16 protein-coding genes are annotated in these 25,460 nt (G+C 73.2%); 11 read left to right on the top strand and 5 right to left on the bottom strand.

Features of this window, described 5'->3' with window-relative positions:
• The first annotated feature begins 58 nt into the window (after positions 1-58).
• Positions 59-1,075, top strand: a complete 1,017-nt coding sequence (pgfA, locus tag Scani_RS26505; protein WP_159482384.1) for a cell envelope lipid trafficking protein PgfA — start codon at positions 59-61, stop codon at positions 1,073-1,075.
• Between the two features lie 51 nt (positions 1,076-1,126).
• Here pgfA and Scani_RS26500 read toward each other — a convergent pair whose 3' ends face one another.
• Both Scani_RS26500 and Scani_RS26495 read right to left on the bottom strand, forming a co-directional pair.
• Entirely contained in the window at positions 1,127-4,240 is a 3,114-nt protein-coding gene (locus Scani_RS26500; protein ID WP_159480335.1) for an ATP-dependent helicase C-terminal domain-containing protein, read from the bottom strand.
• Positions 4,241-4,705: 465 nt separating this feature from the next.
• Positions 4,706-5,527: a class I SAM-dependent methyltransferase gene (locus Scani_RS26495; RefSeq protein WP_159480334.1), complete on the bottom strand. Its 822-nt coding sequence runs from the start codon at positions 5,525-5,527 to the stop codon at positions 4,706-4,708.
• A gap of 380 nt (positions 5,528-5,907) precedes the next feature.
• On the opposite strand from Scani_RS26495, the gene rpsA reads away from it, so the two are divergent.
• The 5 genes from rpsA (at position 5,908) to Scani_RS26470 (ending at position 11,627) form a co-directional block, all read left to right on the top strand.
• The gene (gene rpsA, locus Scani_RS26490) at positions 5,908-7,431 is read left to right on the top strand and encodes a 30S ribosomal protein S1 (protein WP_159480333.1); all 1,524 of its coding nucleotides are present in this window, start codon (positions 5,908-5,910) and stop codon (positions 7,429-7,431) included.
• A gap of 783 nt (positions 7,432-8,214) precedes the next feature.
• Positions 8,215-9,168 carry a PAC2 family protein gene (locus Scani_RS26485; protein WP_159480332.1) on the top strand — a complete coding sequence of 318 codons (954 nt, stop codon included), beginning with the start codon at positions 8,215-8,217 and terminating at the stop codon, positions 9,166-9,168.
• A gap of 162 nt (positions 9,169-9,330) precedes the next feature.
• Positions 9,331-9,921: a dephospho-CoA kinase gene (gene coaE / locus Scani_RS26480; RefSeq protein WP_159480331.1), complete on the top strand. Its 591-nt coding sequence runs from the start codon at positions 9,331-9,333 to the stop codon at positions 9,919-9,921.
• A gap of 182 nt (positions 9,922-10,103) precedes the next feature.
• Positions 10,104-10,424 carry a cupin domain-containing protein gene (locus Scani_RS26475; protein WP_246296439.1) on the top strand — a complete coding sequence of 107 codons (321 nt, stop codon included), beginning with the start codon at positions 10,104-10,106 and terminating at the stop codon, positions 10,422-10,424.
• Between the two features lie 783 nt (positions 10,425-11,207).
• Positions 11,208-11,627: a tetratricopeptide repeat protein gene (locus Scani_RS26470; protein WP_159480330.1), complete on the top strand. Its 420-nt coding sequence runs from the start codon at positions 11,208-11,210 to the stop codon at positions 11,625-11,627.
• 126 nt (positions 11,628-11,753) lie between these two features.
• Here the strand turns inward: Scani_RS26470 and Scani_RS41220 are convergent, their stop codons facing one another.
• Both Scani_RS41220 and Scani_RS26465 read right to left on the bottom strand, forming a co-directional pair.
• On the bottom strand, positions 11,754-12,068 hold the full coding sequence (locus Scani_RS41220; protein ID WP_246296168.1) for a DUF6343 family protein: 315 nt from the start codon (positions 12,066-12,068) through the stop codon (positions 11,754-11,756).
• 66 nt (positions 12,069-12,134) lie between these two features.
• Positions 12,135-13,694: a UvrD-helicase domain-containing protein gene (locus tag Scani_RS26465; RefSeq protein WP_159480329.1), complete on the bottom strand. Its 1,560-nt coding sequence runs from the start codon at positions 13,692-13,694 to the stop codon at positions 12,135-12,137.
• A 679-nt stretch (positions 13,695-14,373) separates the two neighbouring features.
• Here Scani_RS26465 and Scani_RS26460 point away from each other — a divergent pair.
• The 3 genes from Scani_RS26460 to Scani_RS26450 are packed head-to-tail and all read left to right on the top strand — an operon-like array spanning position 14,374 to position 20,683.
• Positions 14,374-17,271 (top strand): SCO1167/SCO6262 family helicase, encoded by a 2,898-nt coding sequence (locus tag Scani_RS26460; protein WP_246296167.1) that lies wholly within the window; start codon positions 14,374-14,376, stop codon positions 17,269-17,271.
• Positions 17,268-18,728: an SWIM zinc finger family protein gene (locus Scani_RS26455; protein WP_159480328.1), complete on the top strand. Its 1,461-nt coding sequence runs from the start codon at positions 17,268-17,270 to the stop codon at positions 18,726-18,728. The genes Scani_RS26460 and Scani_RS26455 overlap by 4 nt, the downstream gene beginning before the upstream one ends.
• Positions 18,729-18,742: 14 nt before the next feature.
• Entirely contained in the window at positions 18,743-20,683 is a 1,941-nt protein-coding gene (locus tag Scani_RS26450; RefSeq protein WP_159482381.1) for a helicase-associated domain-containing protein, read from the top strand.
• A gap of 384 nt (positions 20,684-21,067) precedes the next feature.
• Here the strand turns inward: Scani_RS26450 and Scani_RS26445 are convergent, their stop codons facing one another.
• Positions 21,068-22,705 carry an FAD-dependent oxidoreductase gene (locus tag Scani_RS26445; protein ID WP_159480327.1) on the bottom strand — a complete coding sequence of 546 codons (1,638 nt, stop codon included), beginning with the start codon at positions 22,703-22,705 and terminating at the stop codon, positions 21,068-21,070.
• A gap of 723 nt (positions 22,706-23,428) precedes the next feature.
• On the opposite strand from Scani_RS26445, the gene Scani_RS26440 reads away from it, so the two are divergent.
• Both Scani_RS26440 and Scani_RS26435 read left to right on the top strand, forming a co-directional pair.
• On the top strand, positions 23,429-24,373 hold the full coding sequence (locus Scani_RS26440; protein WP_159480326.1) for a quinone oxidoreductase family protein: 945 nt from the start codon (positions 23,429-23,431) through the stop codon (positions 24,371-24,373).
• 153 nt (positions 24,374-24,526) lie between these two features.
• Positions 24,527-25,453 carry an IclR family transcriptional regulator domain-containing protein gene (locus tag Scani_RS26435; RefSeq protein WP_159480325.1) on the top strand — a complete coding sequence of 309 codons (927 nt, stop codon included), beginning with the start codon at positions 24,527-24,529 and terminating at the stop codon, positions 25,451-25,453.
• The last annotated feature ends 7 nt before the right edge of the window (positions 25,454-25,460 follow it).

Raw genomic sequence — 25,460 nt, 5'->3', positions numbered from 1 at the left:
CACAACCCCGGCCGACCCCAGCACCCCCGTCGTCGGCCGACGCCGCGAAGCGCGGGGGATGCGCCGCCCGGCGAGCCTGGTACTGCTCGCCCTCGCCGTCTTCTTCACCGCCCTGTCCCCGCTGATGCGGTGGTACGCCTTTCCGCGGCTCGCCAAGATCCCGCCCGGCCAGTACCAGGACATGGTCCTGGAGGCCAAGCCCGCCACCCTCCTCGACTACGGGACGATGAAGGCCGAGCGCGTCCCCGAGGTCACCATCGTGCAGACCCTCAAGGGCGACGTCGCCGCATCCGAACGCATCGAGCAGTCCGCGGGCCGCGACATCGTCGTCTGGGACACGCTGTCCTACGTCGTCGGCCCCGACGGCAAGATGGTCTCCGAGATCCCCGAGCGCTACCTCTTCGACGCGCACTCCCAGGAACCCGTGCACGCCACCGGCGAGATGGTCGACGGCGACCCGGTCCGCCGCGAGGGCATCGAGTACAAGTGGCCGTTCCTCACCGAGAAGCGCGACTACGCCTACTTCGACGCCCAGACCCGCACCTCGGCCCCCATCCACTACAGAGGCACCCGCACCTTCCACGGCCTGGAGGTCTACTACTTCGAGCAGACCATCCCCTGGACCAAGGTCGCCCTCCCCAAGAAGATGCCGGTCAAGGGCATCACCCCCGAGTCCGTCGAGAAGATGGGCACCACCCGCTGGTACAGCACCAAGCGGATGTTCTGGGTGGAGCCGGTCACCGGGGCGCCGGTCAACGGCCAGGAGATCCACAAGGAGGAGCTGCGCGGCGGCGATCTCCTGCCCGGCGGCGGCAAGGTCACCGCGTTCGCCGGCCATGTGAAGATGCGCGACGACTACATCGACTCCACCGTCGCCCTGGTGACCTCCCAGCGCACCCTCGTCCTGCTGCTCACCAGCTATCTGCCGTGGGGGTTCCTGCTCCTCGGCGGGGTGCTGCTGGCCCTGAGCCTGCATCTGGAGGCCCGCGGCCGGCGCCCCCGCGCCCCGGCCGCCGACGGGGCGCCCGCCCCCGCGCCGCCCTCGTCCGACGGCGTTGTCAGTGCCGGCTCGTAACGTGGACCCATGACGCCGGCGAGCCGCCTCCGCGCCCCTCCCGCCCCGCGCTCAGCCCCGCTTGAGCCGCGCCGAGGTGTGCCGGGTCGGCTCGGCCGCCGAAGGGTCCTCCGGCCAGGGATGCTTGGGGTAGCGCCCCCGCAACTCCGCGCGTACGGACCGGTATCCGTCCCGCCAGAACGACGCGAGATCCGCCGTGACGGCAGCCGGACGCCCCGCCGGGGACAGCAGATGCACCAGCACGGGAACCCGCCCGCCGGCCACCCGCGGCGACTCCTGCAGCCCGAACAACTCCTGCAGTTTCACGGCCAGTACGGGCTGCTCACCGCCGTAGTCCACCCGCACCCGCGAACCGCTCGGCACCTCGATGCGCTCCGGCGCCAGCTCGTCGAAGCGCACCGCGTCACCGGTCGCCCACGGCAGCAGCCGGGACAGCGCCTGCCCCGCATCCACCCGCGCCAGATCGGCCCGCCGCCGCGCCCGTCCGAGCTCCACACCCAGCCACTCCTCGGCCCGCTCCAGCAGCGCAGCATCCGACACGTCGGGCCACGGAGCGCCCAACTCCCGGTGCAAGAAGCCCATCCGCTGCCGCAGCGAGGTAGCCGCGGGCGACCATCGCAGCAGACCGAACCCCTCCCGACGCAGCCCCGACACCACCGCGTCCCGCAGCAGCCCGGGGTCGGGCGCGGTCAGCGGCCGGGACGCCAGCTCGATCGCCCCCAGCCGGGTCATGCTCCTGGCCACCACGTCCCCGTCCGACCAGCGCACCTCCTCACCGGACGAGTACAACGCCCGCGCCGCGGCACAGGCCGTCTCCTCGTCGATCACCGCCGCGAGCCGCACCCGCGCCGACACCGCCGCCACCGGCCGGTCCGCCACCGCAACCGCCAGCCACCCCGCATCCCGCAGCCTGGATCCACCGCCCCCGCCCGAGGTCCCCGGGCGGTGCCCCCATCCGCCCTGCGTCCCCGGGCCGGGCCCCGCCCCCGCCAACTCGGCCCCCGTCCCGGACGCCATGAGGTAACTCCCGGCCCCGCGGGCGCGTGCCACCCGCTCCGGGAACGCCAACGCGGCAATCAGACCGGCGACCGCATCGTCGGTGACCGCCGCCGGGCCGCTCTGGGCACCGTCACGGCCGTTCGCGGCTCCGCTACGGCCGCTGCCCGCCCGGTCACGGCCGCCCTCGGCTCCGGCGCGGCTGCTGCGGGTTCGGTCACGGCCGCCCGCAGCTCCGGCACGGCCGCCACCAGCTCCGGCACGGCCGCTGCCGGTGCCCGCGCCTGCCCGGTCGTCCGCGCCCTGGGGGGTGCCCCGGCCTGGTCCGGTGCCGGATCGCTCGCCCGGACGGGCCTTGGCCTGGCCGGCCCCGCCCCGGCCGGACCCGGCATCGGGGCCGACATCCGACCCGGCGTGGACGCCTGCGCCTGCTCCGGGCGCCGGGTGCGTGCCTGCGCCTGGTCCGGGTTGCGTGGGGGCGTTCGCGCCTGGTCCGGGTGGCGTGTGGGCGCCCGTGCCGGCTCCGGGTTCCGCGTGGACGCGCGCGCCCGCTCCGGACTCCCCATCGACGCCCGCGCCCGTCCCGGGTCCTGCCTGGGCATCCTCTCCCGCCCCGGACCCCGCATCGGCATCCGTGCCCGCCCCGGCCCGCGGCCCCCCGGCCGCCGAGGCCAGGCGGCGTGCCTCCTGCCGCCACCTCGCCGCGTACGCATCACCGCCCCGCCGCGCGGTGCGCCACGCACCCGCCAGATCGTCCCCGTACGCCCGCGGCGGCTCCTCGCTCAACAGGGCGACCACCTCGGCGGCGCGCCGTACGCCGACCTCCGGCGCGCCGTCCAGCAGGGCGCGCGCCAGCCGGGGGTGCAGCCCGAGCCGCGCCATACGGACACCCCGCGCCGTCGCCCGGCCGCTCCCGTCCACCGCACCGATCGCCGCCAGCACCTCCCGCCCCGCGGCCAGCGCACCGGCCGGCGGCGCGTCGAGCAGGGCGAGACCACCGGCCGTCGGATCGCCCCAGCAGGCCGACTGCAAGGCGAACGCCGTCAGATCGGCGACCTTGATCTCCGGATCCGGGAACGCCGGCAGCCGCCCGTCCTCGCCCTCCGACCAGCAGCGGTAGACCACACCCGGCGCCTCGCGCCCCGCCCGCCCGGCGCGCTGACGGCCCGCCGCCCGGGAGGCGCGCACGGTCGTGAGTGCGCTGAGCCCGCGCGCATGATCCGTCCGCGGCACCCGCGCAAGGCCGCTGTCCACCACCACCCGCACACCCGGCACGGTCAGGCTGGACTCGGCCACCGAGGTCGCCAGCACCACCCGGCGCAGCCCGCTCCCGCCCGCCAGCACCGCGTCCTGCACCTCGGCCGGGGCCCGCCCGTGCACCTGCAGCACCTCGGCGTCCGCCCCCGCCAGTTCCCCGGCAACCCGCCCGATCTCCCCGACACCGGGGAGGAAGCACAGCACATCACCCGTCTGCTCGTGCAGCGCCCGCCGCACCACGGCCGCCACATGCGCCAGCAGCGCCGGATCGACCCGCATCCCGTGTGCCGGCCGCACCGGGCGCTCCGGCGGTGCCCACACGACCTCCACCGGATGCGACACGCCCGCGGCCTCGACCACCGGCGCCGCACCGTCCGGACCGCCCAGCAGCCCCGCCCACCCCTCGGCATCCGTCGTCGCCGACGCCGCCACCAACCGCAGCTCGGGCCGCAGCGTCTCCCGTACGTCCAAGAGGAACGCCGCGGAAGTATCGGCGTCGAGATGCCGCTCATGACACTCGTCGAGCACCACCACATCGACACCCGCCAGCTCCGGATCGCGCTGCAGCCGCTGCAGCAGCACCCCGGTCGTCACCACCTCCACGGTGGTACGGGGCCCGGCCCGGCGCTCCCCGCGCACCGTGAACCCGACCCGGTCGCCGGCCTTCTCGCCCAGGAGCCAGGCCATCCGCCGCGCGGCCGCACGGGCCGCGATCCGGCGCGGCTCGGCGACCAGCACCCGCCGCCCCGGCCCCTCGCCGGTCAGCCCCGCCAGCTCCAGCGGCACCAGCGTCGTCTTGCCGGTGCCCGGCGGCGCGCACAGCACCGCGGCACCGGGCCCGTCGAGGGCGGCGCGCAGTGCGGGCAGCGCGGTACGCACGGGCAGCTGATCAAGGGCATCACGGCGGATCACGCCCCCAGTCTGCCGCCCCGGCCACGCCCACAGACCGGCTGCCCCGAAGCGAGGCACCGCCGGACCGAGGGCCCGTCGACTACAGACCGACGGTCCCGTTGCGGGGCGCCGTCGGACTGAGGGTCTGCCGACTGCCACTGCCACTGCCACTGCCGGTCGCCTGTCACCGCCGACCGGCGGCCGGGGCGGTCTCCGCCGGCCCGCCTGCCTGGCGTCGGCGCCGGCGCCGAGCCCCGGCGCGGGTAGGGGCCGGCGGCTACGGGCTACGGGCTACGGTCCGACGGGAGAGCCCACGACGGGGGAAGGGAGAGCTCACGGGGCGAGAAGACGGCCCTCGGCCGCCACTCCTTCGGCCGCGGAGTGCCGTTCCCTCCGGCCCGGCCCCCAAATGGCCCTGAGCCTCCGCCGTGGCCCTGAGCCTCCGCCACGGGCCTAAGCGCCCGCAACGGGCCTCAAGCCACGGGCCTAAGCGTCCGCCGAGCACACAAAGATCGCCGTCCCCGGGATCAGATGCCCGCGCAGCGGGGACCAGCCGCCCCACTCCTGGGTGTTCCATTCGGGCCATTCCGGCTCGACGAGATCCTCCAGCCGGAACCCGGCGGCCACCACGTCCCGCACCCGGTCGCCCAGCGTCCGGTGGTGTTCGACGTACACGGCCCGGCCGGACTCGTCCTGCTCGACGTACGGCGTGCGGTCGAAGTAGGAGGCCCCCACCGAGAGCCCCTCGGGCCCCGGCTCGTCCGGGAACGCCCAGCGGATCGGGTGGGAGACGGAGAAGACGAACCGGCCGCCCGGCCGCAGCACCCGGAGCACCTCGCGCAGCACCCGCACCGGATCCGCGACGAACGGCAGCGCCCCGTACGCGGAACAGGCGAGGTCGAAACTGCCGTCGCGGAACGGCAGCGCCCCGGCGTCCGCCTCGACCAGCTGGGTGGGGTCGTCCGCCGATCCGTCGGCGATCCGCAGGGCATGCTGCAGCTGCCGGTGGGAGAGGTCGAGCGCCACCGGCAGCGCGCCCTGCGCCGCCAGCCAGCGGGAACACTGCGCCGCACCGGCGCCGATCTCCAGGATCCGGCGCCCCTTCAGCTCCGCGGCCGGCCCGAGCAGTGCGGCGTCCGCCTCGTCCAGTCCCTCGGGGCCCCAGACGAACCGGTCGTCCCCGAGGAAGGGGCCGTGCTCGCTCTGGTACTCGTCCGCGTTGCTGTCCCACCAGCCACGGCTGGCCCGGCTGCTCTCGGTGTCCGAGGCGTCACGGCGCGTCGCCTCCGGCTCGTGCTCTTGGTTCATGGCGCCCGTCGTCGTAGTGTTCGCTCTGCTTGTAGCTGCAGGGACTGTGAGGCCGTTCGACCTCGCGGAACATAGCGTGTGCCGGTTATGGGGCGTTCTGCCCCCGGTGTGCGCGTTCGCGCATTGACCGGGTCCGGCTGCCCCCGTATGCTACAAGTTGCGCTGCGGGCTTGCGCGCCTCAGACGGAGCAGGCCGCGCTCGCATCTGTATGTATGTCCCCTCGGTTTTGAGGCGTTTCGGGTCGCTCCCGGATGCTCCGGCATCTGTGGTTCTCCGGCACGTACGTCTTTGACACTGTCCGGTCTTATGCAGAGGCGATAGAGGCTCTCGGCGTAGCAGTACCTACGACTTCAATGTCCGCACCGGAGCCTTTACCCACATGACGAGCAGCACCGAGACCACCGCCACCACCCCGCAGGTTGCGGTCAACGACATCGGTAACGAGGAAGCCTTCCTCGCCGCGATCGACGAGACGATCAAGTACTTCAACGACGGCGACATCGTCGACGGCGTCATCGTGAAGGTCGACCGGGACGAGGTCCTGCTCGACATCGGTTACAAGACCGAAGGTGTGATCCCGAGCCGCGAGCTCTCGATCAAGCACGACGTCGACCCCAACGAGGTCGTTGCCGTCGGCGACGAGATCGAGGCCCTGGTCCTCCAGAAGGAGGACAAGGAAGGCCGCCTGATCCTCTCGAAGAAGCGCGCCCAGTACGAGCGCGCCTGGGGCACCATCGAGAAGATCAAGGAAGAGGACGGGATCGTCACCGGTACCGTCATCGAGGTCGTCAAGGGTGGTCTCATCCTCGACATCGGCCTCCGTGGCTTCCTCCCGGCCTCCCTGGTCGAGATGCGCCGCGTCCGCGACCTCCAGCCCTACGTGGGCAAGGAGCTCGAGGCCAAGATCATCGAGCTGGACAAGAACCGCAACAACGTGGTCCTGTCCCGCCGTGCCTGGCTGGAGCAGACCCAGAGCGAGGTCCGCCAGACCTTCCTCACCACCCTCCAGAAGGGTCAGGTGCGCTCCGGCGTCGTCTCCTCCATCGTCAACTTCGGTGCCTTCGTGGACCTGGGCGGCGTCGACGGTCTCGTCCACGTCTCCGAGCTGTCCTGGAAGCACATCGACCACCCCTCCGAGGTCGTCGAGGTCGGCCAGGAGGTCACGGTCGAGGTCCTGGACGTCGACATGGACCGCGAGCGCGTGTCCCTGTCGCTCAAGGCGACCCAGGAAGACCCGTGGCAGCAGTTCGCCCGGACCCACCAGATCGGTCAGGTCGTCCCGGGTAAGGTCACCAAGCTCGTTCCCTTCGGTGCGTTCGTGCGCGTCGACGAGGGCATCGAGGGCCTGGTCCACATCTCCGAGCTGGCCGAGCGCCACGTCGAGATCCCGGAGCAGGTTGTCCAGGTCAACGACGAGATCTTCGTCAAGGTCATCGACATCGACCTCGAGCGTCGCCGGATCTCGCTGTCGCTGAAGCAGGCCAACGAGTCCTTCGGCGCCGACCCGTCGGCCGTCGAGTTCGACCCGACCCTGTACGGCATGGCCGCGTCCTACGACGACCAGGGCAACTACATCTACCCCGAGGGCTTCGACCCCGAGACCAACGACTGGCTCGAGGGCTACGAGACCCAGCGCGAGGCCTGGGAGAACCAGTACGCCGAGGCGCAGCAGCGCTTCGAGCAGCACCAGGCTCAGGTCATCAAGTCCCGCGAGGCCGACGAGCAGGCTGCGGCCGAGGGTGCTGCGGCACCGGCGGCGCAGGGTGGCGGCCAGGCCGGCGGCGGCAACGCCGGTGGTGGCGGCGGCTCCTACTCCTCGGAGTCGGCGGACAACTCCGGCGCCCTGGCGTCGGACGAGGCCCTCGCCGCGCTCCGCGAGAAGCTGGCCGGCGGCCAGAGCTGAGCTCTTGCCGATAGGCACTAGCCGATAGTCGAAGGCCCGCTCCCCTCTGGGGGGCGGGCCTTCGGTGTGTTTGGGGGGTGGGTGGGGAGCGGCAGGGGCAGCGGCTTTGTGGTGGGGCTGGTAGCCGTGTCTCGATGGGTGCGTACCGGAGGCGGAGGTGGGCAGCGGTGCGCCAGGGCGGGGATGCCTCTTCCTTCAGACGTCGGCCGGGGGTGGGCTGCGCTGTGGAGAAGGTGCTGCCGCTGCCGCTGCCGCTGCCTCACGGCCTCAGCCCAGGTCACTACGGCGCGATCTATCGTGCGTCTGCCTTGCGCCCGTCCGCCTGGCGTTTCCCCCGACGCGTGCAGCCTGTGCGCAGGCATCCCTGCTCCAGCCCCTGGCTCGTCGATGCTGCGCGCACCCTCACCCCTGCCGTTGCCGTCTTTGTCCCTGCCGTTGCTGCGGCCGTTTTTGCCCCTGCAGTGGAGGGCTGGGTTCGTTGACGGCGTCCGTCTTTGCGGGGGGGCTGACGTGTGCGTCCATCCTGCATGTCGAGGTCGCGTGGTGACACGGAGTCGATGCGCCGGATGGGCAAGGAGCGCGGCACGGCGCGCGGGGTTGGGTGCGCTGGCGAACTCGCCGTATGTGTAGGGGAGTGCGCGTTCCTGAAACGGTGTGAGGGGAGGGCTGCAGCAGTTCGGCGTCCAAGGCGATGTGCGACGCGGGCGGAGGCATTCGCGTCGTCGGGAATGCCCGCGCGAGATCGTGCGTTGCCGCTGATGAGAACGAGGAGGAGCAGTCACTGTGTTGGATCCCCAGGGTTTGTACGAATGGGAGCCGAGCGGGCTCGCGGAGGTCGAGACGATTGCCTCGAGGGACTCCGCCGGACTGGTGCTGCTGTACCACTTCGACGGATACATCGACGCCGGCGAGACCGGCGACCAGATCGTCGCGCGGCTGCTGGACGGCCTGCCGAACGAGGTTGTCGCCCGCTTCGACCACGACCGCCTCGTCGACTACCGCGCCCGCCGTCCGCTGCTCACCTTCGAGCGCAGCCGCTGGACCGCCTATGAGACCCCGAGCATCGAGCTGCGGCTCGTACGGGACACCACCGACGCCCCGTTCCTGCTGCTGTCCGGACCCGAACCGGACGTCGAGTGGGAGCGCTTCGCGGGCGCCGTGAAGGAGATCGTGGAGCGCCTCGGCGTACGCCTCTCGGTGAACTTCCACGGCATCCCGATGGGCGTCCCGCACACCCGCCCCGTAGGCATCACCCCGCACGGCAATCGCACCGACCTGATGCCCGGGCATGGTGGCTTCTTCGACGAGGCGCAGGTGCCCGGCAGCGCGGAGGCGTTGATCGAGTTCCGGCTGGCGGAAGCGGGACACGATGTTCTGGGCGTGGCGGCGCACGTACCGCACTACATCGCCCGGTCCGCCTACCCCGACGCCGCACTGACGGCGCTCGAAGCCGTCACGGCCGCGACCGGACTGGTGCTCCCCGGTGCCGCGCATTCGCTGCGTACGGAGGCGCTGCGGACGCAGGAGGAGATCGAGCGGCAGATCTCGGAGGGTGACGAGGAACTGGTTGCGCTGGTCAGTGGGCTGGAGCATCAATACGACGCGGTCGCCGGGGCGGAGAGCCGGGGGAACCTGGTGGCCGAACCGGCGGAACTGCCGTCGGCCGACGAGATCGGCAGGGAGTTCGAGCGTTTCCTGGCGGAGCGCGAGGGCGACGGCGGTGCGGGCGGGGCCTGAAACGCCGCCGAAGGCAGCGTGAGGCTGCCAGAGCAGGCGTGAGATTGGAGCCTGCGTGACGTCGGAGTGCGAGTGAGGCTGGGCCTGGGCGAGGGGCCGGAGTTGCGCGAGGTCGGGCCTCCTGGGCGACTGCCGTGCGGGCGCACCGTATAGCGTGGCCCCATGGTGAAGGTGGGGCTGACCGGCGGTATCGGGGCGGGCAAGAGTGAGGTTTCGCGATTGCTGGCGTCGTACGGCGCGGTGGTCGTGGACGCGGACAAGATCGCACGCGAGGTCGTCGAGCCCGGTACGCCCGGACTGGCGGCAGTGGTCGAGGAGTTCGGAAGCGGCGTACTCGCGCCGGACGGGACGTTGGACCGGCCGAAGCTGGGCCGGATCGTGTTCTCCGACCCCGAGAAGCTGAAGGCGCTGAACGCGATCGTGCACCCGCTGGTGGGAGCACGATCGGCCGAACTCGAAGCGTCGGCAGGGCCGGACGCGGTGGTGGTGCACGACGTCCCGCTGCTGACGGAGAACGGCCTGGCGCCGCTGTACGACCTTGTCGTCGTGGTCGACGCCGCACCGCAGACCCAACTGGACCGCTTGGTGCGGCTGCGCGGCATGCCGGAGGACGAGGCGACGTCACGGATGGGGGCCCAGGCGACCCGTGAACAGCGGCTGGCCGTCGCGGATCTCGTCATCGACAACGACGGGCCGCTGGAGGCGTTGGAACCCCAGGTCCGCGCCGTATGGGAGCGGCTGCGGAGCGCCTGAGGCCGGACGATACCCTCGCCGCCATGACTGCTGCTTCCGGCTTTGACGCCCAGACCGCCGCCACCGAGCCTGCCATCACCACCGCGGAGCCCGGCTCCGAGTCCGGCTCTGTTTCCGAATCCGCCGCGGCGCCCGTTACCGGCGACCCGGCTCCCGCATCGTTCGTGGTCAATATCCCCGGCATCGCGGACGCCGATCTGGAGCCGGAACCGCTCGACGCTTCGCAGATTGTCGCCGGCGAGCCGGTGGTGACGGGCAAGGTGCTGTGGGAGTCCCCCGACGGGCAGCAGATCCGCGGAATCTGGCAGATCACGCCGGGCGTGGTGACGGACACCGAGGCCAACGAGCTGTTCGTGGTCGTCAGCGGGCGCGCCACCATCGAGGTCGAGGGCGGGTCGGTGCTGGAGGTCGGCCCCGGCGACGCCTGCGTCCTGCGCGAGGGCGACCGCACGCAGTGGACCGTGCACGAGACGTTGCGCAAGGCGTACCACATCAGCCTGTAGGCGAGCGGCCCAGAGTCTGGAGGCAAGCGGCCGGGAGCCTATAGGGGAGTGGCCCGGAGCCTGTGGGGGAGTGACCTGGCGCCTGTGGGGGAGCTGCCCGGAGTCCGGGAAGGGGCCGGCAGCGGGAGGCTCGGCGCGGCCAGCGGATGACGGCGATAGGGCCGACTACGAGGGCCAGGGCTGGGCCCGGGGCGTGGCGCGGCGGCGGCGTCTGGCGGCGACGGAACCGGGCGCGTTGGGGCGAGCCCGATGGGGTGAGTGGGTCGTGTCGATCTGGGGTTGGCAGGGGTGACACCTTGGTGCCGGGGCCCCCACCCCGCCTCCCCCCCCCGCCTCCCCACCCCCACCCCTCCCTCCGCCTTCCTCCACTCCCACCCCTGGCGATCAGGACTGCCAGCGTTCACGACTGCCCGGCGTTCATGACGGCCTGGCGTTCACGGCTGCCTGCCGACCACGACTGCTCGCAGGCATTGCTGTCCGTCGGTCGTGCCTCCTGACGCCCATCCATCCCGCGTCTGGCCGGGGCCTCTCCCTGCTGCCTCGCCTCCTTCGCGAGCTCTGCACACCGTCCGCGTGTCTTTGCCCAAGCGGGTCGTGTCTCCTCTGCCCCAACTGGTCGGTAATCCGCCGCGCCCAGCCGGTCGTGTGCTCACGCGGCGGCCGAGGCCCGGTTGAGGTCGTGACGGCCGGGGAATGCCGCGACCGATGGGATTGTTGTGTGGCAGGTAGCGCCGTACGGTCCGTGGCTGATGCCTGCCCCGACGGCGACGGAGAGGAGCAGACGTGCCCGAGAGCAGCCCCGAGACGCATGTCATCGACTTCCGCGCCGCGGAGCAGTTGTTGGAGGCCCGTGACCCACGCGGCGCGATCCGGCTGCTGGACTCGGTCATCACCGCGCACCCCGAGAACACCGCGGCCCGACTGCTACGCGCCCGTGCCTTTTTCCTCGCCGCTCAACTGCGGCCCGCTGAGCTGGAGTTCCAGATCGTGCTGGAACGCGAGCCGGACAACGCCTTTGCGCACTTCGCGCTCGGCCGCACCCTGGAGCGTGCCGGCCGCGCCGAGGAGGCGAGGCGCCACTTCCGACTGGCAGCGGCCCTCGAACCGCGCCCGGACTTCATCGAAGCCGCCCGTTTCGCACTCGGCACGGGCAACAATGATCGCGCCCCAGGCCCCCAGCCTCCGGACGGTGAGCCGGAGTAGCGCACGCTCCTCGTCGTCCGTGCCTCCGTGCGAACGCGGTTGGTGTGGCGTCTTGTCGCGGCTACGGTGATGTCCCCGCCTATTGCTCTACGCGATGCGCCCCGCCACACCCTCGCGGCGCAGTACTTACGGTCTGGTGTTCCGTCTCCGCCCGGGGCCGCTACGTATGCCGAAGGCGTCGTTCCGGCCTCGGTCCGGGGCATAGGGGGGTATATCCCTTCCCGGCTGGTAGTGCGGTCCCTGGCGGATGTGGCGGATCACCATGACCAGGTCCGCGGCCGCCACCATCGCCAGCGCGGCACATGCCGCCGCCCATTCCGGCCGTCCGGCATTGATGAAGGCCACGGCTCCGGCGATTGCCCACAGCAACCCCCACAGCGCCAGTCCGCAGCGGATTCTCAGCGGGCTGCGTGCCTGAAGGGGCTCATTTCCCGTACGCATCGGCACCCATCTCCCACCTCCAGAGTCCTCCCGTTCGGTGAGCCAGTCACCTGTCCCCGGCATTTCTTACCCTTCCTTTGCCGGTGTGGACTGTCCTTTCCGCCTGCCGTTCTGCGGGCTTCCTGCCGTTGGGTGGGGGCCGGGGAGCGGAGGGTCGCCGGAGGGGTGACTGTTGATCCAGGACAGTCCGCCGATGTCGAGGAGTGAGCGGGCACGCGTGACGGCGACGTACGCCAGGCGTGCTTCGTCGAGGTCGATCGGGCCGGGCAGCGGGGTTCCCTCCTCGTCGGACTCGTCGAGGTCGTCGGGGCCCGTGAAGTCGTCCGCGATGCGCACGCTTGCCCACTCCCGGCCCTTGGCCCGGTGAGCCGTGGACACCGTCACTTCGGCGGAGCCCTCGGGTGAGAGCCGATCCAGGGCGTGCAGCAACGCCTCCGTACCGTGTTCGTCGACGAGCTCCGTCAAGGGCAACAGGTCCCGTCCGGCCGGGTCGAACTCCGCGTACTCGCGCAGATCGGCCCAGGTCTCGAAGAGCATCAGCTCGGGGTGGACGGTACGGCGGCCGGCCTCGAGGTCGTATGCGGCGCGTGCGAGAGCGCTGAGTGCCTCGCCGCCGCCCGCGAGGGCGACCCGGCGGCCCGCCTCCAGTTGCCGTATCACCTCCACCATCGCTCCCACATTCGTTCGGCACAGGATCGCCTCCGGCGCGTGGACCGTGCGCAACTCCGTCTCCAGTAAGGGGGATCCGGTGAGCCGGATCGGGGCACCGACGATGGTGAGCCAGCGATTCGCCTCGGCCGCGAGCGCCGGTCCGAAGCGGAACGAGCGGGAAAGACTGAGCTGTCTGCCGTCGAACCCGGTCATGACGTCGCGCGCGCCGCGCCAGCCGTAGATGGCCTGGGCCGAGTCTCCGACCAGCACCAGTTGTGCGTGATCGCGCTGCGCGGTGAAGACCTGCTCGACCACGGGGTTGGTGTCCTGCGCCTCGTCCAGCAGCAGGAAGTCCGCCGGGATGACGGGGGCGCGCAGCGCCCACATCTTGAGGTAGTGGTCGTGCTCGAAGCGGACGACGCCACGGTCCGGATGCTGCAGGTCCGCCCAGGCCCTGCGTGCGTAGGTCAGGACGAGATCGGCGAGTTGTGCGTGCAGCGGCGCGGATTCGGCTCCGCGCAGGGGCGGGACGTGGTGGGGAGCGATCTTGCTGTCGGCCGACTGGCAGAAGCGGGTGACGGTGCGCAGGACCGTGTACGACAGCGCCTTGTTGGTCATCTTGCGTGCGCCGATGCGCACGGTCATGTCCTCGTCGATGCCCAGGGCGGCGCCCGTGCGCCACCCTGCTTGCCGCGGGGCGTTCATTCGTGCCTGGTAGCGCCTGCCCACGGCGGTATAGGCGAGGGCGTGGGCGGTTCCGCAGGACACCTCGGCGGGGAACGTCCGCGCGGCATGGCGCGCGACCGCTCTGTTGAAGGCGATGTACCGGCCCGATCGGCCCTGTCGGCGCGCGGTGCGGGCGAGCATCGCGAGGGTCGTCGTCTTGCCGGTCCCGGCGCCGGCCTGGATCACCAGGTGCGAGCCGGTCGGGAAGGCCGCCGCCGCAGCGGATTGTTCGGGCGTGGGGATGTGCATGACGTGCTCCTCACCGAGGTCGATCGATTACCGAGAGTGATGATGTCACTTACCGTAGCGGATTTCGGGCTGAGCGCGAGGAGGATTTCTGCGGGCTGTGGATAACCCTGGCGCGGGGCGCAGAAAGGCCTGGTCGGAGCGGATTGTCAGTGCTGTCTGCTTCCATCGATGTCGGTGTGGACGTCGCGTCGGCGTTGGCCTCGATGTCGATGTCGACGTTCAGGCCGGGTGTCGCGGGTGGAGCCGGGGCCGGTACGCGGCGTGCTTGTCCGTTCGGTTCCTGTGCCGTCCGGCTCCCGTGCCGAGCGGTGCCGAGCGCGGAGCGGTTGAGAGGTGCCGGTCCGGACGGTCCTGGCGCTTGTCCGGGGGCTTGAGGGCCTGGCGCCCGAGGGAGGTGTGAACGCTGGGGAGGGAGGCGGGAAGCGTGGTGCGTACGACCGTAGACTCGCAGGTCGGGGGCGCAGGATCGGGCCGGGTGCGGCAGGCTCTGCGGGCGCCACGGCGAGGGCGGAGCGACCCTGCGGCTGACGACCTGGCAGGGGACGACTGCGCAACGGGCGGCAACTCAGCGCACGGCCGCTCGGAGAACGACCACGCAAGAGACGACCGAGCAGTAAGGGATGGCATGACGAGGCGGTGGGAGGCGGCAGGGGAGGCCCGGCCCGTGCACGCACCGCCGATGCACACGCCCACGGCCGGGATCGGAGGCACGGTGGCAAGCGGTGACACCGGGGCCGCCTCGGCTCGCTGCGCCGCGGTCTTCCTGCCCGCCCAGCCGCCGCGCGCCGGGAAGATCGCCCTATGGCGTCCGGATGGCGGCCCGCTCCCGGATGTCGGAGGCGGGGAAAGCGGCGGGGTGGCGTCGGGCAACGGCGGGGCCGGCGAGCCGGGGCAGCTCATCGTCGCCCGCCGCCATGGAAACGGTGCCCGCAGCCGTACGGTCCCCGCCGTGCTGCTTCCGCTGGCCGAAGCCGTTCCGCTGCTGGTCCGTGCCCGGCACGACCCGGTCGCCCACCCGGCCGCCGCCTGCTGGGGCGCGGCCACCCTGCATGCGCTGCATCTCGCCGCCCGCGGCAGACTGCTGCCCGGGCTGACCGCCGAGGACACCGACGCCTGGCGCGCCGGTCCGCTGGACCCCGACGACATCGCGCATCTCCGGGCCATCGCCGCCGCTATGCCCGCCGAGGCCTACGCCGTGCCGATCGCCGGCAGCCGACCGCTCCAGGTGCACGACCCGGCTGCTCTGGTGCGGCTCTACGTGGATGCGGTCGCCGATACGCTGCCGCGCACCCCCGCGGCCGGACTGGTGGCCGGTGCCCCGTTCGCCGCGAGTGCGCCCCAGCATCTTCCCGGCGCCCGGGAGTGGGCCGCCGAGGTCGCGGCCGGCGTCGACGCCGGGGTGCGGCTCTCCCTGCGCCTCGATCTCGCCCCGCACAAGATCTTCGACCGGCGGGAGGACAGCGGGACGGGCGGCGGGGCCGAGGAGCGCAGTGCGGCGGCCGCCGTCCTCCAGGTGCACAGCCTCACCGACCCCACCCTGGTCGCGGACGCCCGCGGCCTGTGGGAAGGCGAGGGCCCCGATCACTTCGGGCCGCGCTCCCGTGTCGACACCCTCCTGGCGCTGCGTCGCGCCGCCCGTATCTGGGACCCGCTCACCCGCCTCCTGGAACAGCCGGTCCCCGACGTACTGCCGCTCTCCGAGGACGAGTTGTACGACCTGCTGGGGGAGGCCGCACCACGCCTGGGCGCCGCGGGAGTGGCCGTCCACTGGCCCAAGGAACTGACCCGCGGCCTGACCGCGGCGGCGGTGCTGCGCCCGGCACCGGGCTCGGCCGCGGACGGCTTCGGTTTCTTCGACACCCGTGAACTGCTGCACTTCCGCTGGCAGGTGGCGATGGACGGGGTGCCGCTGAGCGAGGCGGAAATGGACGCCCTCGCCGAGGCGCACCGCCCCGTCGTCCGGCTGCGCGACCAGTGGGTCCTGGTCGACCCCGGGCTCGTCCGCAAGGCCCGGAAACGCGAACTGGGCTACCTGGAGCCTGCCGACGCCCTCGCCGCGACGCTCAACGGCACCACGGAGGTGGACGGCGAGGAGGTCGAGGTGGTGCCCCAGGGCGCCCTCGCCGCGTTGCGCACGCGCCTCACCGCCGAGGCACGGCACTTGCCCCAGCCGCCAGGATTGCAGGCCACCCTCCGTGACTATCAACTACGGGGCGTGGCCTGGCTCGACACCGTGACCTCCCTCGGTCTCGGCGGCTGCCTCGCCGACGACATGGGCCTCGGCAAGACCATCACCGTCATCGCGCTCCACCTGCACCGCCGGCCCGCCGCACCGGTCCTCGTGGTCTGCCCGGCGTCCCTCCTCGGCAACTGGCAGCGCGAGATCGAACGCTTCGCCCCCGGCACCCCCGTACGCCGCTTCCACGGTGCGGGGCGCAGCCTCGACGGCCTGGCGGGCGGCTTCGTACTGACGACCTACGGGACGATGCGCAGCAGCGCTCCCCAACTGGCCGGACACGCATGGGCCTGGATCGTCGCCGATGAGGCCCAGCACGTGAAGAATCCGCGCTCCTCGACGGCCAAGGCGCTGCGCAGCATCAAGGCCCCCGCCCGGATCGCCCTCACCGGCACGCCCGTCGAGAACAACCTCTCCGAGTTGTGGGCTCTCCTCGACTGGACGACCCCCGGGCTCCTCGGATCCCTCAAGGCCTTCCGCGCGCTGCACGCCCGTGAGGTCGAGGGCGGCGAGGATCCGCGGGCGGCCGAGCGGCTGGCCCGGCTGGTGCGCCCGTTCATCCTGCGCCGTAAGAAGTCCGACCCCGGTATCGCCCCCGAACTGCCGCCCAAGACCGAGACGGACCATCCGGTGGCACTGGGCCGCGAACAGGCCGCGCTGTACCAGGCCGTCGTCCGCGAGACCCTCTCCCGGATCGAGACCGCCGAGGGCATGGCGCGCCGCGGCCTGGTCATGAAGCTGCTCACCGCCCTCAAGCAGATCTGCAACCACCCCGCGCAGTACCTCAAGGAGGCCGCGCCCGGTCTCGCCGCCCGCTCCGGGAAGCTCGAACTCCTCGACGAACTCCTGGACACCATCCTCGCCGAGGGCGGCGCCACCTTGATCTTCACCCAGTACGTCGGCATGGCGCGGCTGCTGGAACGCCATCTGACCCACCGGGGCGTCCCGGTACAGCTCCTGCACGGCGGCACCCCCGTAGCCGAACGGGAGAAGATGCTCGACCGCTTCCAGTCGGGCGACGCTCCGGTGTTCCTGCTGTCCCTGAAGGCGGCGGGCACCGGCCTGAACCTGACCCGCGCGGGACACGTGATCCACTACGACCGCTGGTGGAATCCGGCGGTGGAGGAACAGGCCACCGACCGTGCGTACCGCATCGGCCAGACCCAGCCTGTCCAGGTCCACCGGCTGATCACCGAGGGCACGGTCGAGGACAACATCGCCCAACTCCTCAGCGCCAAAAGGGCGCTCGCCGATGCGGTGCTCTCCGGCAGCGAGAGTGCGCTCACCGAACTCTCCGACGCCGAACTGGCCGACCTCGTCGCCCTCAGGAGGCCCGGATGACCCCCCGCCCCGTCTCCGGGCGCGCCGCCGCCGCGGACCGGCTGGCCCGCGCGGACCGCTCGCGCACCTTCCCGCCCCTGCCGGCCCGGACCGGAGCCCGCGGGCTGTTCGCCGAATCCTGGTGGGGCAGCGCCTGGCTGGACGCGCTGGAGACCACGGCCCTCGACGGCGCCCGGCTCGCCCGCGGCCGGACCTACGCCCGCGACGGCCATGTCGACACCATCAACGTCACGCCGGGCCGCATCGTCGCCACCGTACGCGGCAGCAGACCCCGCCCCTACAGCGCCGAGATCCGCCTCCGGACCCTCAGCGACCAGGAGTGGGACGGACTCCTGGACGCCATCGCCGCGGAGCCCGGGCAGCTCACGGCCCTGCTGTCCAAGAAGCTGCCCCGGGCCCTGGCCGAGGGCGAGGTGCGCCTCCTCCCGGGGCCGGGCGATCTCGTCCCCCGCTGCTCCTGCCCCGACCAGGGCCGGCCCTGCAAACACGCCGCCGCGCTCTGCTTCCAGGTCGCCCGCCTCCTGGACGCCGACCCGTTCGTCCTGCTGCTGATGCGCGGCCGCGGCGAACGCGAGCTCCTCGACGCGCTCTCCCGCCGGAACACCGCCCTCACCGCCCGCGAGGCCCGCGCCCACGCGCCCGCCACCACCCAGCCGCCCCCGCACCGCCCTGCCCGAGCTACCGGGGGAGGGACACCGTCCGCCGCCTCCGTGCCGAGCGGCGGCGTGGCAGTTCCTGGGGAGGGCCCCGAAGAGCCGGCGGCACGGGCCGTGCCGCAGCCCCGCGGTGTCCCCGCCAGGGAGGCGCTCGCCGACCGCCTCCGCCCACCGCTCCCACCGCCGCTGCCGGCCCCGCCCCGGCCCGGCTCCCCGCCGGCCCTGCCGGACGCCGACCACCTCCCCTTCGACCCCGCGACCCTCGCCTTCCTGGCAGCCGACGCCACGGCCCGCGCCCACGCCTGCGTGTCCGCCGCCGGCTCCCCGGGTCCCGGGGGAGGGAGGCCGGCCTCCCCCAGCCCCTTCCCGACGCTGCCCGTATGGGAGGACGCCATCCGGCTGGCGGCCACCGCCGATCCCACCGCGGGCCTCACCTCCGCCACCCGGGCCCTCTACCGCGACCTCGCCGCGGCCACCGGCCGGACCACCACGGACGTCGCCCGCTCGGTCGCCGCCTGGCGGCAGGGCGGCCCCGAAGGCCTCGCCCTCCTCGATGCCCCGTGGAACCCCCCGGCCGGCGACTTCGACCGGGCCCGCAGCGCCCTCCTCGCCGCGGACCTTCCGTCCTTGCGCCCGCGCCACAACCACCTCACCGACGCGGCCCGCGGTATCCAGCTCCGCTTCGGTCATGACAACCGCTGGTATCCGTACGAATCCGAGCCCGGCACCGAGGACTGGTGGCCCACCGGCCCCGCGGACCCCGACCCCGTGGGCGCCCTCACCACCCTGCTCGCGCGATGACTAACCTCGACGCCGTGGAAGGTCTCGACGCAGTCACCCGATCCCTCGCCGGGCGCACCCCCGAGCAGCTCGCCGCGCTCCTCACCCGGCATGCCGAACCGCTCGCCCGCCGGCCCGCCCCCACCGAACTCCGCGGCCTGGCCCATGCGTTGTGGTCCTACGAAACCCTCCACCACCTCGTGCTGCACCTCGACCACCCCCGGCTCCAGGTGCTCGCCACCACCGCCCTCATCAGCCAGGAGCGGGCCGCGCGCGCAGCCCCCGGCCCCGCCGCCCCCGCCCCGGGCGCCGACTACCAGTCCCTGATGGCGCACCGGCTGTCCTTCGCGCACCTGGCCACCGAACCCGTCCCGCCCGAGGACGTCTTCGCCGCCCTCGGGGCCACCTCGCCCGGCCCCCCGCGCACCGCCGCCGAAACGGCCCTGCGCCACCTCTACGACGACGGACTCGCCGCGCCGACCGGGGACGGCTCGATCGTCGTGCCGCCGCGCGCCCCGCAACTCCTGGCCGCCCACGACCTCGGACCCTTCCTCGCGGACGCCCCGCGGCCCGCCCCGGACGACACCGCCACCCCCACGACGCCCGCCGCGGCCGTCCCCCCGACCTCGCTGCACGACGAGTCCCGGGCCGCCGCCGCGACCCTCGCCGCCACCGTCGAGCGCCTGCTGACCGCCCTGGCGACGCAGCCCGCCGCGCTGCGCAAGTCGGGCGGGCTGGCCGTACGGGAGATCAAACGGCTGGCCAAGTCGGCCGGTGCCACCGAAGCGCACACCCGCCTCCTTCTCGACCTCACGCTCGCGGCCGATCTGATCGCGCTGACCCGCAGCCCGTCCGGCATCACCGCACTGCCCACCGGTGCCTACGACGACTGGCTCGGCCGCCCGCCCGGAGCCCGCCTCGCGCCCCTGCTGGCCGCCTGGTCAGCGCTGTGGGAGATCCCCACGCACACGCCGTTCGGCGAGACCCCGACCGCACTGGTCCGTGGCCACGACCGGCACGCCCCCGCCCTCCGGCACGCGCTCCTCGCCGCCCTGGCCGACGTGCCCCTCGGCGCGGGAGCACCCCTTCCGCCCTTGCCGTTCTCGGAGCCTGCGAAGCCCCCGGAGCAGGAGACGGCTGCCCCCACCCCATGGGAGGGCCTCCTCCGGGCCGCGGACTGGCACCGCCCCCTCGCCGTCACGCACCAGCCGATGGCCGGGGAACGTGCCGCCCACACCCTCCACGAGGCCGCCTTTCTGGGACTGGTCGCCCACGGCACCCTCACCCCCCTCGGCCGGGCACTGCTCGCCGACCCGCGCTCCCTCGACGAGCCGCTCGCCGATCTGCTCCCGCCGCTCCTCGAACAGGCCCACTTCCAGGCCGATCTGACCGCCGTCGTGCCCGGCCGCCCCGCCGCCCCGCTCGCCGGACTGCTCGCCGCCGCGGCCGACCGGGAATCCGAAGGCCACGCCGTGACCTGGCGCTTCACCCCCCACTCCGTACGCCGCGCGCTGGACACGGGCCACCACGCCGAAATCCTCCTCGAGGACCTCGCCCACGCCTCCACGACCGGCACCCTGCCGCAGCCGCTCCGCTACCTCGTCCAGGACGCCGCCCGCTCCCATGGCCGGATGCGGGTCCTGCCCGCCGCCTGCTGCATCCGCTCCGACGACGAAACCCTCGTCGAAGAGCTGGCCGCCCACCGGGCACTGCGCGACCTCGGGCTGCGCGCCATCGCCCCGACCGTCCTGGTCAGCAGCCGCCCGCCGGCCGCCACCCTGGACGCCCTGCGCGCCGCGGGCTATGCGCCGGCCCTGGAATCCGACACCGGCACCACGACCGTCGAACGCCTCCCCGCGCACCGCACCAAGGCCCCCGCCCCGACCCGCAATCCGCACGCACCGCTCGCCCTCGCCCACCGCCTCCTGGGCCTCCCGGCGCAGCCCCAGGAGGCCACGACGAACGGTGATGCCTGACCCGTTGCCGGGCAGCGACCGAGGTGCGGTCCGCAGCGCGGCGGCATAGCGGCTTTCCGCCCTCCGTCCTCCGTGCTGCCCTGCGCGTCGGTTGCGTGGCGCCGATACGCGCCGCCGATCATCTACACGGCGGCGGTCGGCCCGCCCAGCGCCTGCGGTACGCCGGACCCGCGACGCTCGCAGCTCCCAGGGATTCCTGCCGTGCCCCGCGGCACGTCATGGCCGCTCCTCATGCACCCGCACCCGCACCAGGTCGAGATGCGCCCGGTCCGCATAGGCCCGCGCCGCGTCTGCCCCGTCCACCCCATCCGGTGGGTCGAGGCCGGCAGTTGATCCCCACGACAGCCGGCCCGGCAGCAGCATCACCTCGACGCGTCGGCGCCCTCAGTCGTCGGCCGGTTTCCGTCGGCCGGACCCGCTGATGCGGCGCAGTGCCGTCGGCCTGAAGCCGAGGCGCGGGAGGCGTCTGGGGGTGGCTTCAGGGCCGGGGAGGTGCGGCGGGGCCGAGGGCGCTCCCGGAGCGGGCGAGGCGGCGGAGAGCGTGGCGGCAGGCTTCGCCGAGAGGGCGGAGCCGGTACCGGCCGCGGCCGGGGGACGCGGGGCGGCGGACGGCGCGGAACCGGTCGTCGACGGCCGAGGGACAGGGGCCGCCTGCGACGGCGCCGGGCCTGCCGGTGTGCTGTCGGCCGCCGGACGGGCCCGTGCCGTGTCCCGGAGCAGGCCGAGTGCGGCGGAGAGGCGCAGGGCCGGGGCCGTCGGCGCGGCGGGCGTGACGACGTCCAGGTAGGCGCGGCTGACGGTGGGCCGGTCGGCGGTGGGGGAGGGGAGCGGCGTGCCGGTGGCCAGGGACCACGGTGCCCGGGCGAGGCGTCCGAGGGTCCGCTGCACCTTCCGGGCGAGGGCCGGATCGTCCATCCCGTGCCGCCGTAGTGCCCCGCGCAGTGCGGTGGCGCCATGGGCGGCGAGGGACAGGCTCTGGCCGCAGTCGGGGGCGAGCGAGACCAGGGCGCCGCCGAGGACGAGGAAACCCGTGGGCCAGGACGGCAGTTGTTCGTAGCGCCGCCGCCGGCTGGTGGTGTCGCGGGACAGCCGCACCTCGCTCAGCGGTTCGGCGTCCGCGATGAGGTCGCCGATGACGGCGCTACCCGTGCGACGGGCGAACGGCACGAACCGGTTCGCGTGTTCGGAGGGCCGGTCGTCGCCGGTGCCGGTGAGCGTGACCAGCCAGCGGCCGCCCTCGATCGGCACCAGCGTCGCCGTCTTCGCGGGAACCGGGCGCCGGGGTCCCGCGGGGCCGGTGACCGGGCCGGGGAACGCCGAACGGGTGGTCAGCACGGGGCAGTTCTCCATGCCGGGAGGGGCACGGAAGATACGGGTCGCCGAGACGATTCCGCAGTCCGCGAGGTCTTCGCGTGCGGTGGGCAGTCCCAGCGCGGCCAGCCGGTCCTGGGTGGTGGAGTGCCGGCCGGTGGCATCGACGACGAGGTCGGCATCCAGGCGGTAGGTGGCGCCGGTGGTGGTGTCCCGGACGCGCACCCCGGTGACGTGCTCCGCGGTACCGGTGAGTCCGGCTGCTTCGGTGCCGTCGAGCACGGTCACCCCGGGGAGGGCCGGCACCTGCCGGCGTACGGCCCGGTCGAGCAGGTCGCGGGAGCAGGCGATCAGATGCTCCCGGCGTGCCCGTCGGCCCCACCAGCCCGCCGGCTGCCGGCCCGTGAGCTCCGCCGGCCTCGGTACCCGGCGGGCGCCCTCGGCCAGCCAGCGTTCGACGCTGCCGGGCAGCAGGGCATCCACCAGCCGGGCACCGTGGGACGTCAGCAGATGGGCGTGCCGGGCCTGCGGAAGGTCCGTGGGGAGGGCGGGGGTGTGCGGCAGCCGGTCCCGCTCGACGACGATGACGTCGGCGTGTTCGGACAGTGCCGCGGCGGCGAGCATGCCCGTGAAGCCGCCGCCGAGCACCACGGCGAGGTAGGGATGGTTGAACTGGAGCCCGTTGCTGTTCGTCGTGCTCGATCCGTTCATGGGCAGTCCCTTTCTCGGCGGCGGAGCACGGATCCCCGGGGGCTGCGGGACACGTCCAGAAAGGGCGGTGCCGCATACGGTCGGGAACGCCGGCGCGCGGCGGCGATGACGGCGTCGGTGGCGGCCGTGAACGAAGCCGTCAACGAGAACGGCAGGGACGCGGATGCGGTCCGCAGAAGGCGCAGAGGTACCGGTGGAAGCGGTTGCGCGCGTTGTGGGTCCCGGCAGGCCGACGCGAACGCCGGCCTGCCGCCCCCCGATTTCCCCATCATGATTCCCCCTCAGGCCGTGCCCGCCCCGCCCAGCGCACCGCCACGTCCTCCTCCACCCGCCCGTATCACCGGGCGGGGCGGGCGGGCGCCACTGCCTCGCGGAATGCACGCTGCCCCGGCGGACGCGGCCGTAACATCCGGTCGACGGCGGCCACATTTCCGGATCGTAGGCGGCGGCGATCACAATCGACAGCCAGGTTTGAGCGAGAGACGCGTGGCGGCCACCCCGGGGATACCGATGGGTAGATCTGCAGCAAAACGGCGCAATGGGTGGAAACCGCTGCGGAGGTTTCTCGCGACGCGAGAAAGCGGTCGGCAAAAAGTCGTGGGAAGAGGGGCGGTGGCCCGCGAAGTCCCGCAGGGTTGGCGCGAAATGATCGGGCACTGACGGGCAGATGGCGGGCCTGCCTACCCTGTGCGGGCACCGCACAGGAGAACCCGAGGGAGAGTCGTGCGCGCGATTGTGATGCGAGAATTCGGCGGCCCGGACGTGCTGCGGCTCGAAGACGTTCCCGAGCCCGCGCCCCGCGGCGGCCACTCGCTGGTCGAGGTGTCCCTGGCCGGTATCAACTACGCCGATGTGCACGTACGGGGGGACTCCTACCTCGCACCCGTCGAGCTGCCGTACGTCCCCGGGAACGAGGTCGTGGGCACGGTGGACGGCGGACGGCGCGTCGTCGGGCTCTGCCGCGGCGGCGGATACGCGGAACGGACGCTGCTGCACCGCCGCGTGACCTGGGACGTCCCCGACGCCATCAGCGACGAACAGGCCGTCGCGCTGGCGCTGCAGGGCAACAGCGCCTGGCATCTGCTGTTCACCTCGCTGCGCCTCACCGAGGGCGAGACCGTCGTCGTACCGGCCGCGGCGGGCGGCGTCGGTTCGCTGGCCGTCCAGCTCGCCGCGCACGCCGGCGCCAAGGTCATCGGCCTCGCGGGCTCGCCCGAAAAGCGCAAACTGGCCGAGGAGCTGGGCGCCCACGCGGTGGTCGACTCGACCGCCGAGGACCTGACCGAGCGCATCCTGGACGCGGCCGGCGGTCCGGTCGCGGCGGCGCTGGAGATGACCGGCGGGGCCACCTTCGAGCGGACCCTCGCCGCCGTCGCGCCGCGCGGCCGCCTCGCCGTGTACGGGTTCGCCGGCGGCGACCTGGCGAGCGTGCCGACCCGGGAGCTGATGGAGCGGAGCATCACCGTCTCGGGCTTCTGGCTGCCGCAGCTCTACGCGGACCGTACGGCGCTGCCGACGTCCATGCGGGCGCTGTTCGACGCGGTCGCCGACGGCACCCTCCGGCCGCTGACCGGCGCCGTGTACGCGCTCGGTGAGGCGGCACGGGCGCACCACGATCTGGCCGCACGCACCCCGACCGGGAAACTGGCCCTCGACGTCGCCCGATAATTGCGGTAGCCCGGGGTGTCGTACGGGCACCACGGCTGCGGGAGCGCACCCCGGGACCGGCCGCAGGGAACCGCGGACCGCGGGGGTGCCGGCCCGCAGCGCACATGCCCTGCGCCTTCGGGCGCCCACCACTGCCAGGGGAGAGAGCACACGATGGGCAACAGCACCACGGCCACGGGATCGTCGGCCTCGGCCGACGCGACCGCCACCGGTGTGGCGCCGCGTACCACGGGCCACTCCAAGAAGGCGCGTCAGGCACCCAAGGGCACGTCGTCCGGCTCCCGTGCGTCGGGATCCGGCCATGCCGAGCGGGTCTTCCTCGTCCAGACGGCCTTCGCCGAGCTGGGCGGATCCGCCCATGGGCCGGGGGAGATCGCGGAGTTCACCGGCCTGGACGACTCCGTCGTCTACCGCATCCTGCAGTCCGGCATCTACCAGCGCATCTTCGAGCGGGTGGACCGCGGCCTCTACCGGTTGCGGACCTCGGCCGCCCAACTCGCCTTCACCGCACTCGACCACCGCCTCGACGGGGCCACCTCGCAGACGGTGCTGCGCGAACTGCGGACGGCCACGGACGGCGGGCTGGCGTTTCTCTACATGGTGGCGCCCTTCTCCGGCGCGCAACGACAGTGCGTCGACATGGCCGTCGGCGACTCCGACCTCGCGGAACTGGGGATGACGCCGCGTGATGTGCTGTCCGTGACGCGTTCGCTGCGCACCGGTGCCTCCGGGCGGACGATCCTCGCCTACCTGCCGGAGGTGCTCCAGCAGCGGGTGCTGGCCGAGCCCGTCCCCGAGCAGGCGGGACCCGGCGTCTACCGGGACAACGAGGCGCTGGCGGAGTCCCTGGCGGAGGTGCGCGACCTCGGGCATGCGCTCGGGTACGAGGAGTGCATGGCCGGCTGGAATTCCTGTGCGGCGCCGATCATGTGGGACGGCTCCATCATGGGAGCGGTCCTGCTGCTCAAGCTCAAGTCCGTGATGCCGGTGGCCCCCGACAGCGTCATCGAGGCGACGAAGGAGGCGGCGGCCGAACTCAGCCGCTACGGAGCCGCCCGGCCGTCCGCGGACCAGGCCTGAACCACGG

It is taken from the genome of Streptomyces caniferus (genome assembly GCF_009811555.1).
Lineage (GTDB): Bacteria > Actinomycetota > Actinomycetes > Streptomycetales > Streptomycetaceae > Streptomyces > Streptomyces caniferus.
This window is presented reverse-complemented; position numbering and strand designations above follow the sequence as displayed.

Coding starts and splice junctions, on each gene's coding strand:
- coaE (WP_159480331.1), top strand. CDS start 9,331: ATGGTGAAGGTGGGGCTGACCGGCGGTATCGGGGCGGGCAAGAGTGAG.
- Scani_RS26495 (WP_159480334.1), bottom strand. CDS start 5,527: ATGAACCAAGAGCACGAGCCGGAGGCGACGCGCCGTGACGCCTCGGAC.
- Scani_RS26460 (WP_246296167.1), top strand. CDS start 14,374: ATGCACACGCCCACGGCCGGGATCGGAGGCACGGTGGCAAGCGGTGAC.
- Scani_RS26445 (WP_159480327.1), bottom strand. CDS start 22,705: ATGAACGGATCGAGCACGACGAACAGCAACGGGCTCCAGTTCAACCAT.
- rpsA (WP_159480333.1), top strand. CDS start 5,908: ATGACGAGCAGCACCGAGACCACCGCCACCACCCCGCAGGTTGCGGTC.
- pgfA (WP_159482384.1), top strand. CDS start 59: ATGCGCCGCCCGGCGAGCCTGGTACTGCTCGCCCTCGCCGTCTTCTTC.
- Scani_RS41220 (WP_246296168.1), bottom strand. CDS start 12,068: ATGCGTACGGGAAATGAGCCCCTTCAGGCACGCAGCCCGCTGAGAATC.
- Scani_RS26435 (WP_159480325.1), top strand. CDS start 24,527: ATGGGCAACAGCACCACGGCCACGGGATCGTCGGCCTCGGCCGACGCG.
- Scani_RS26455 (WP_159480328.1), top strand. CDS start 17,268: ATGACCCCCCGCCCCGTCTCCGGGCGCGCCGCCGCCGCGGACCGGCTG.
- Scani_RS26465 (WP_159480329.1), bottom strand. CDS start 13,694: ATGCACATCCCCACGCCCGAACAATCCGCTGCGGCGGCGGCCTTCCCG.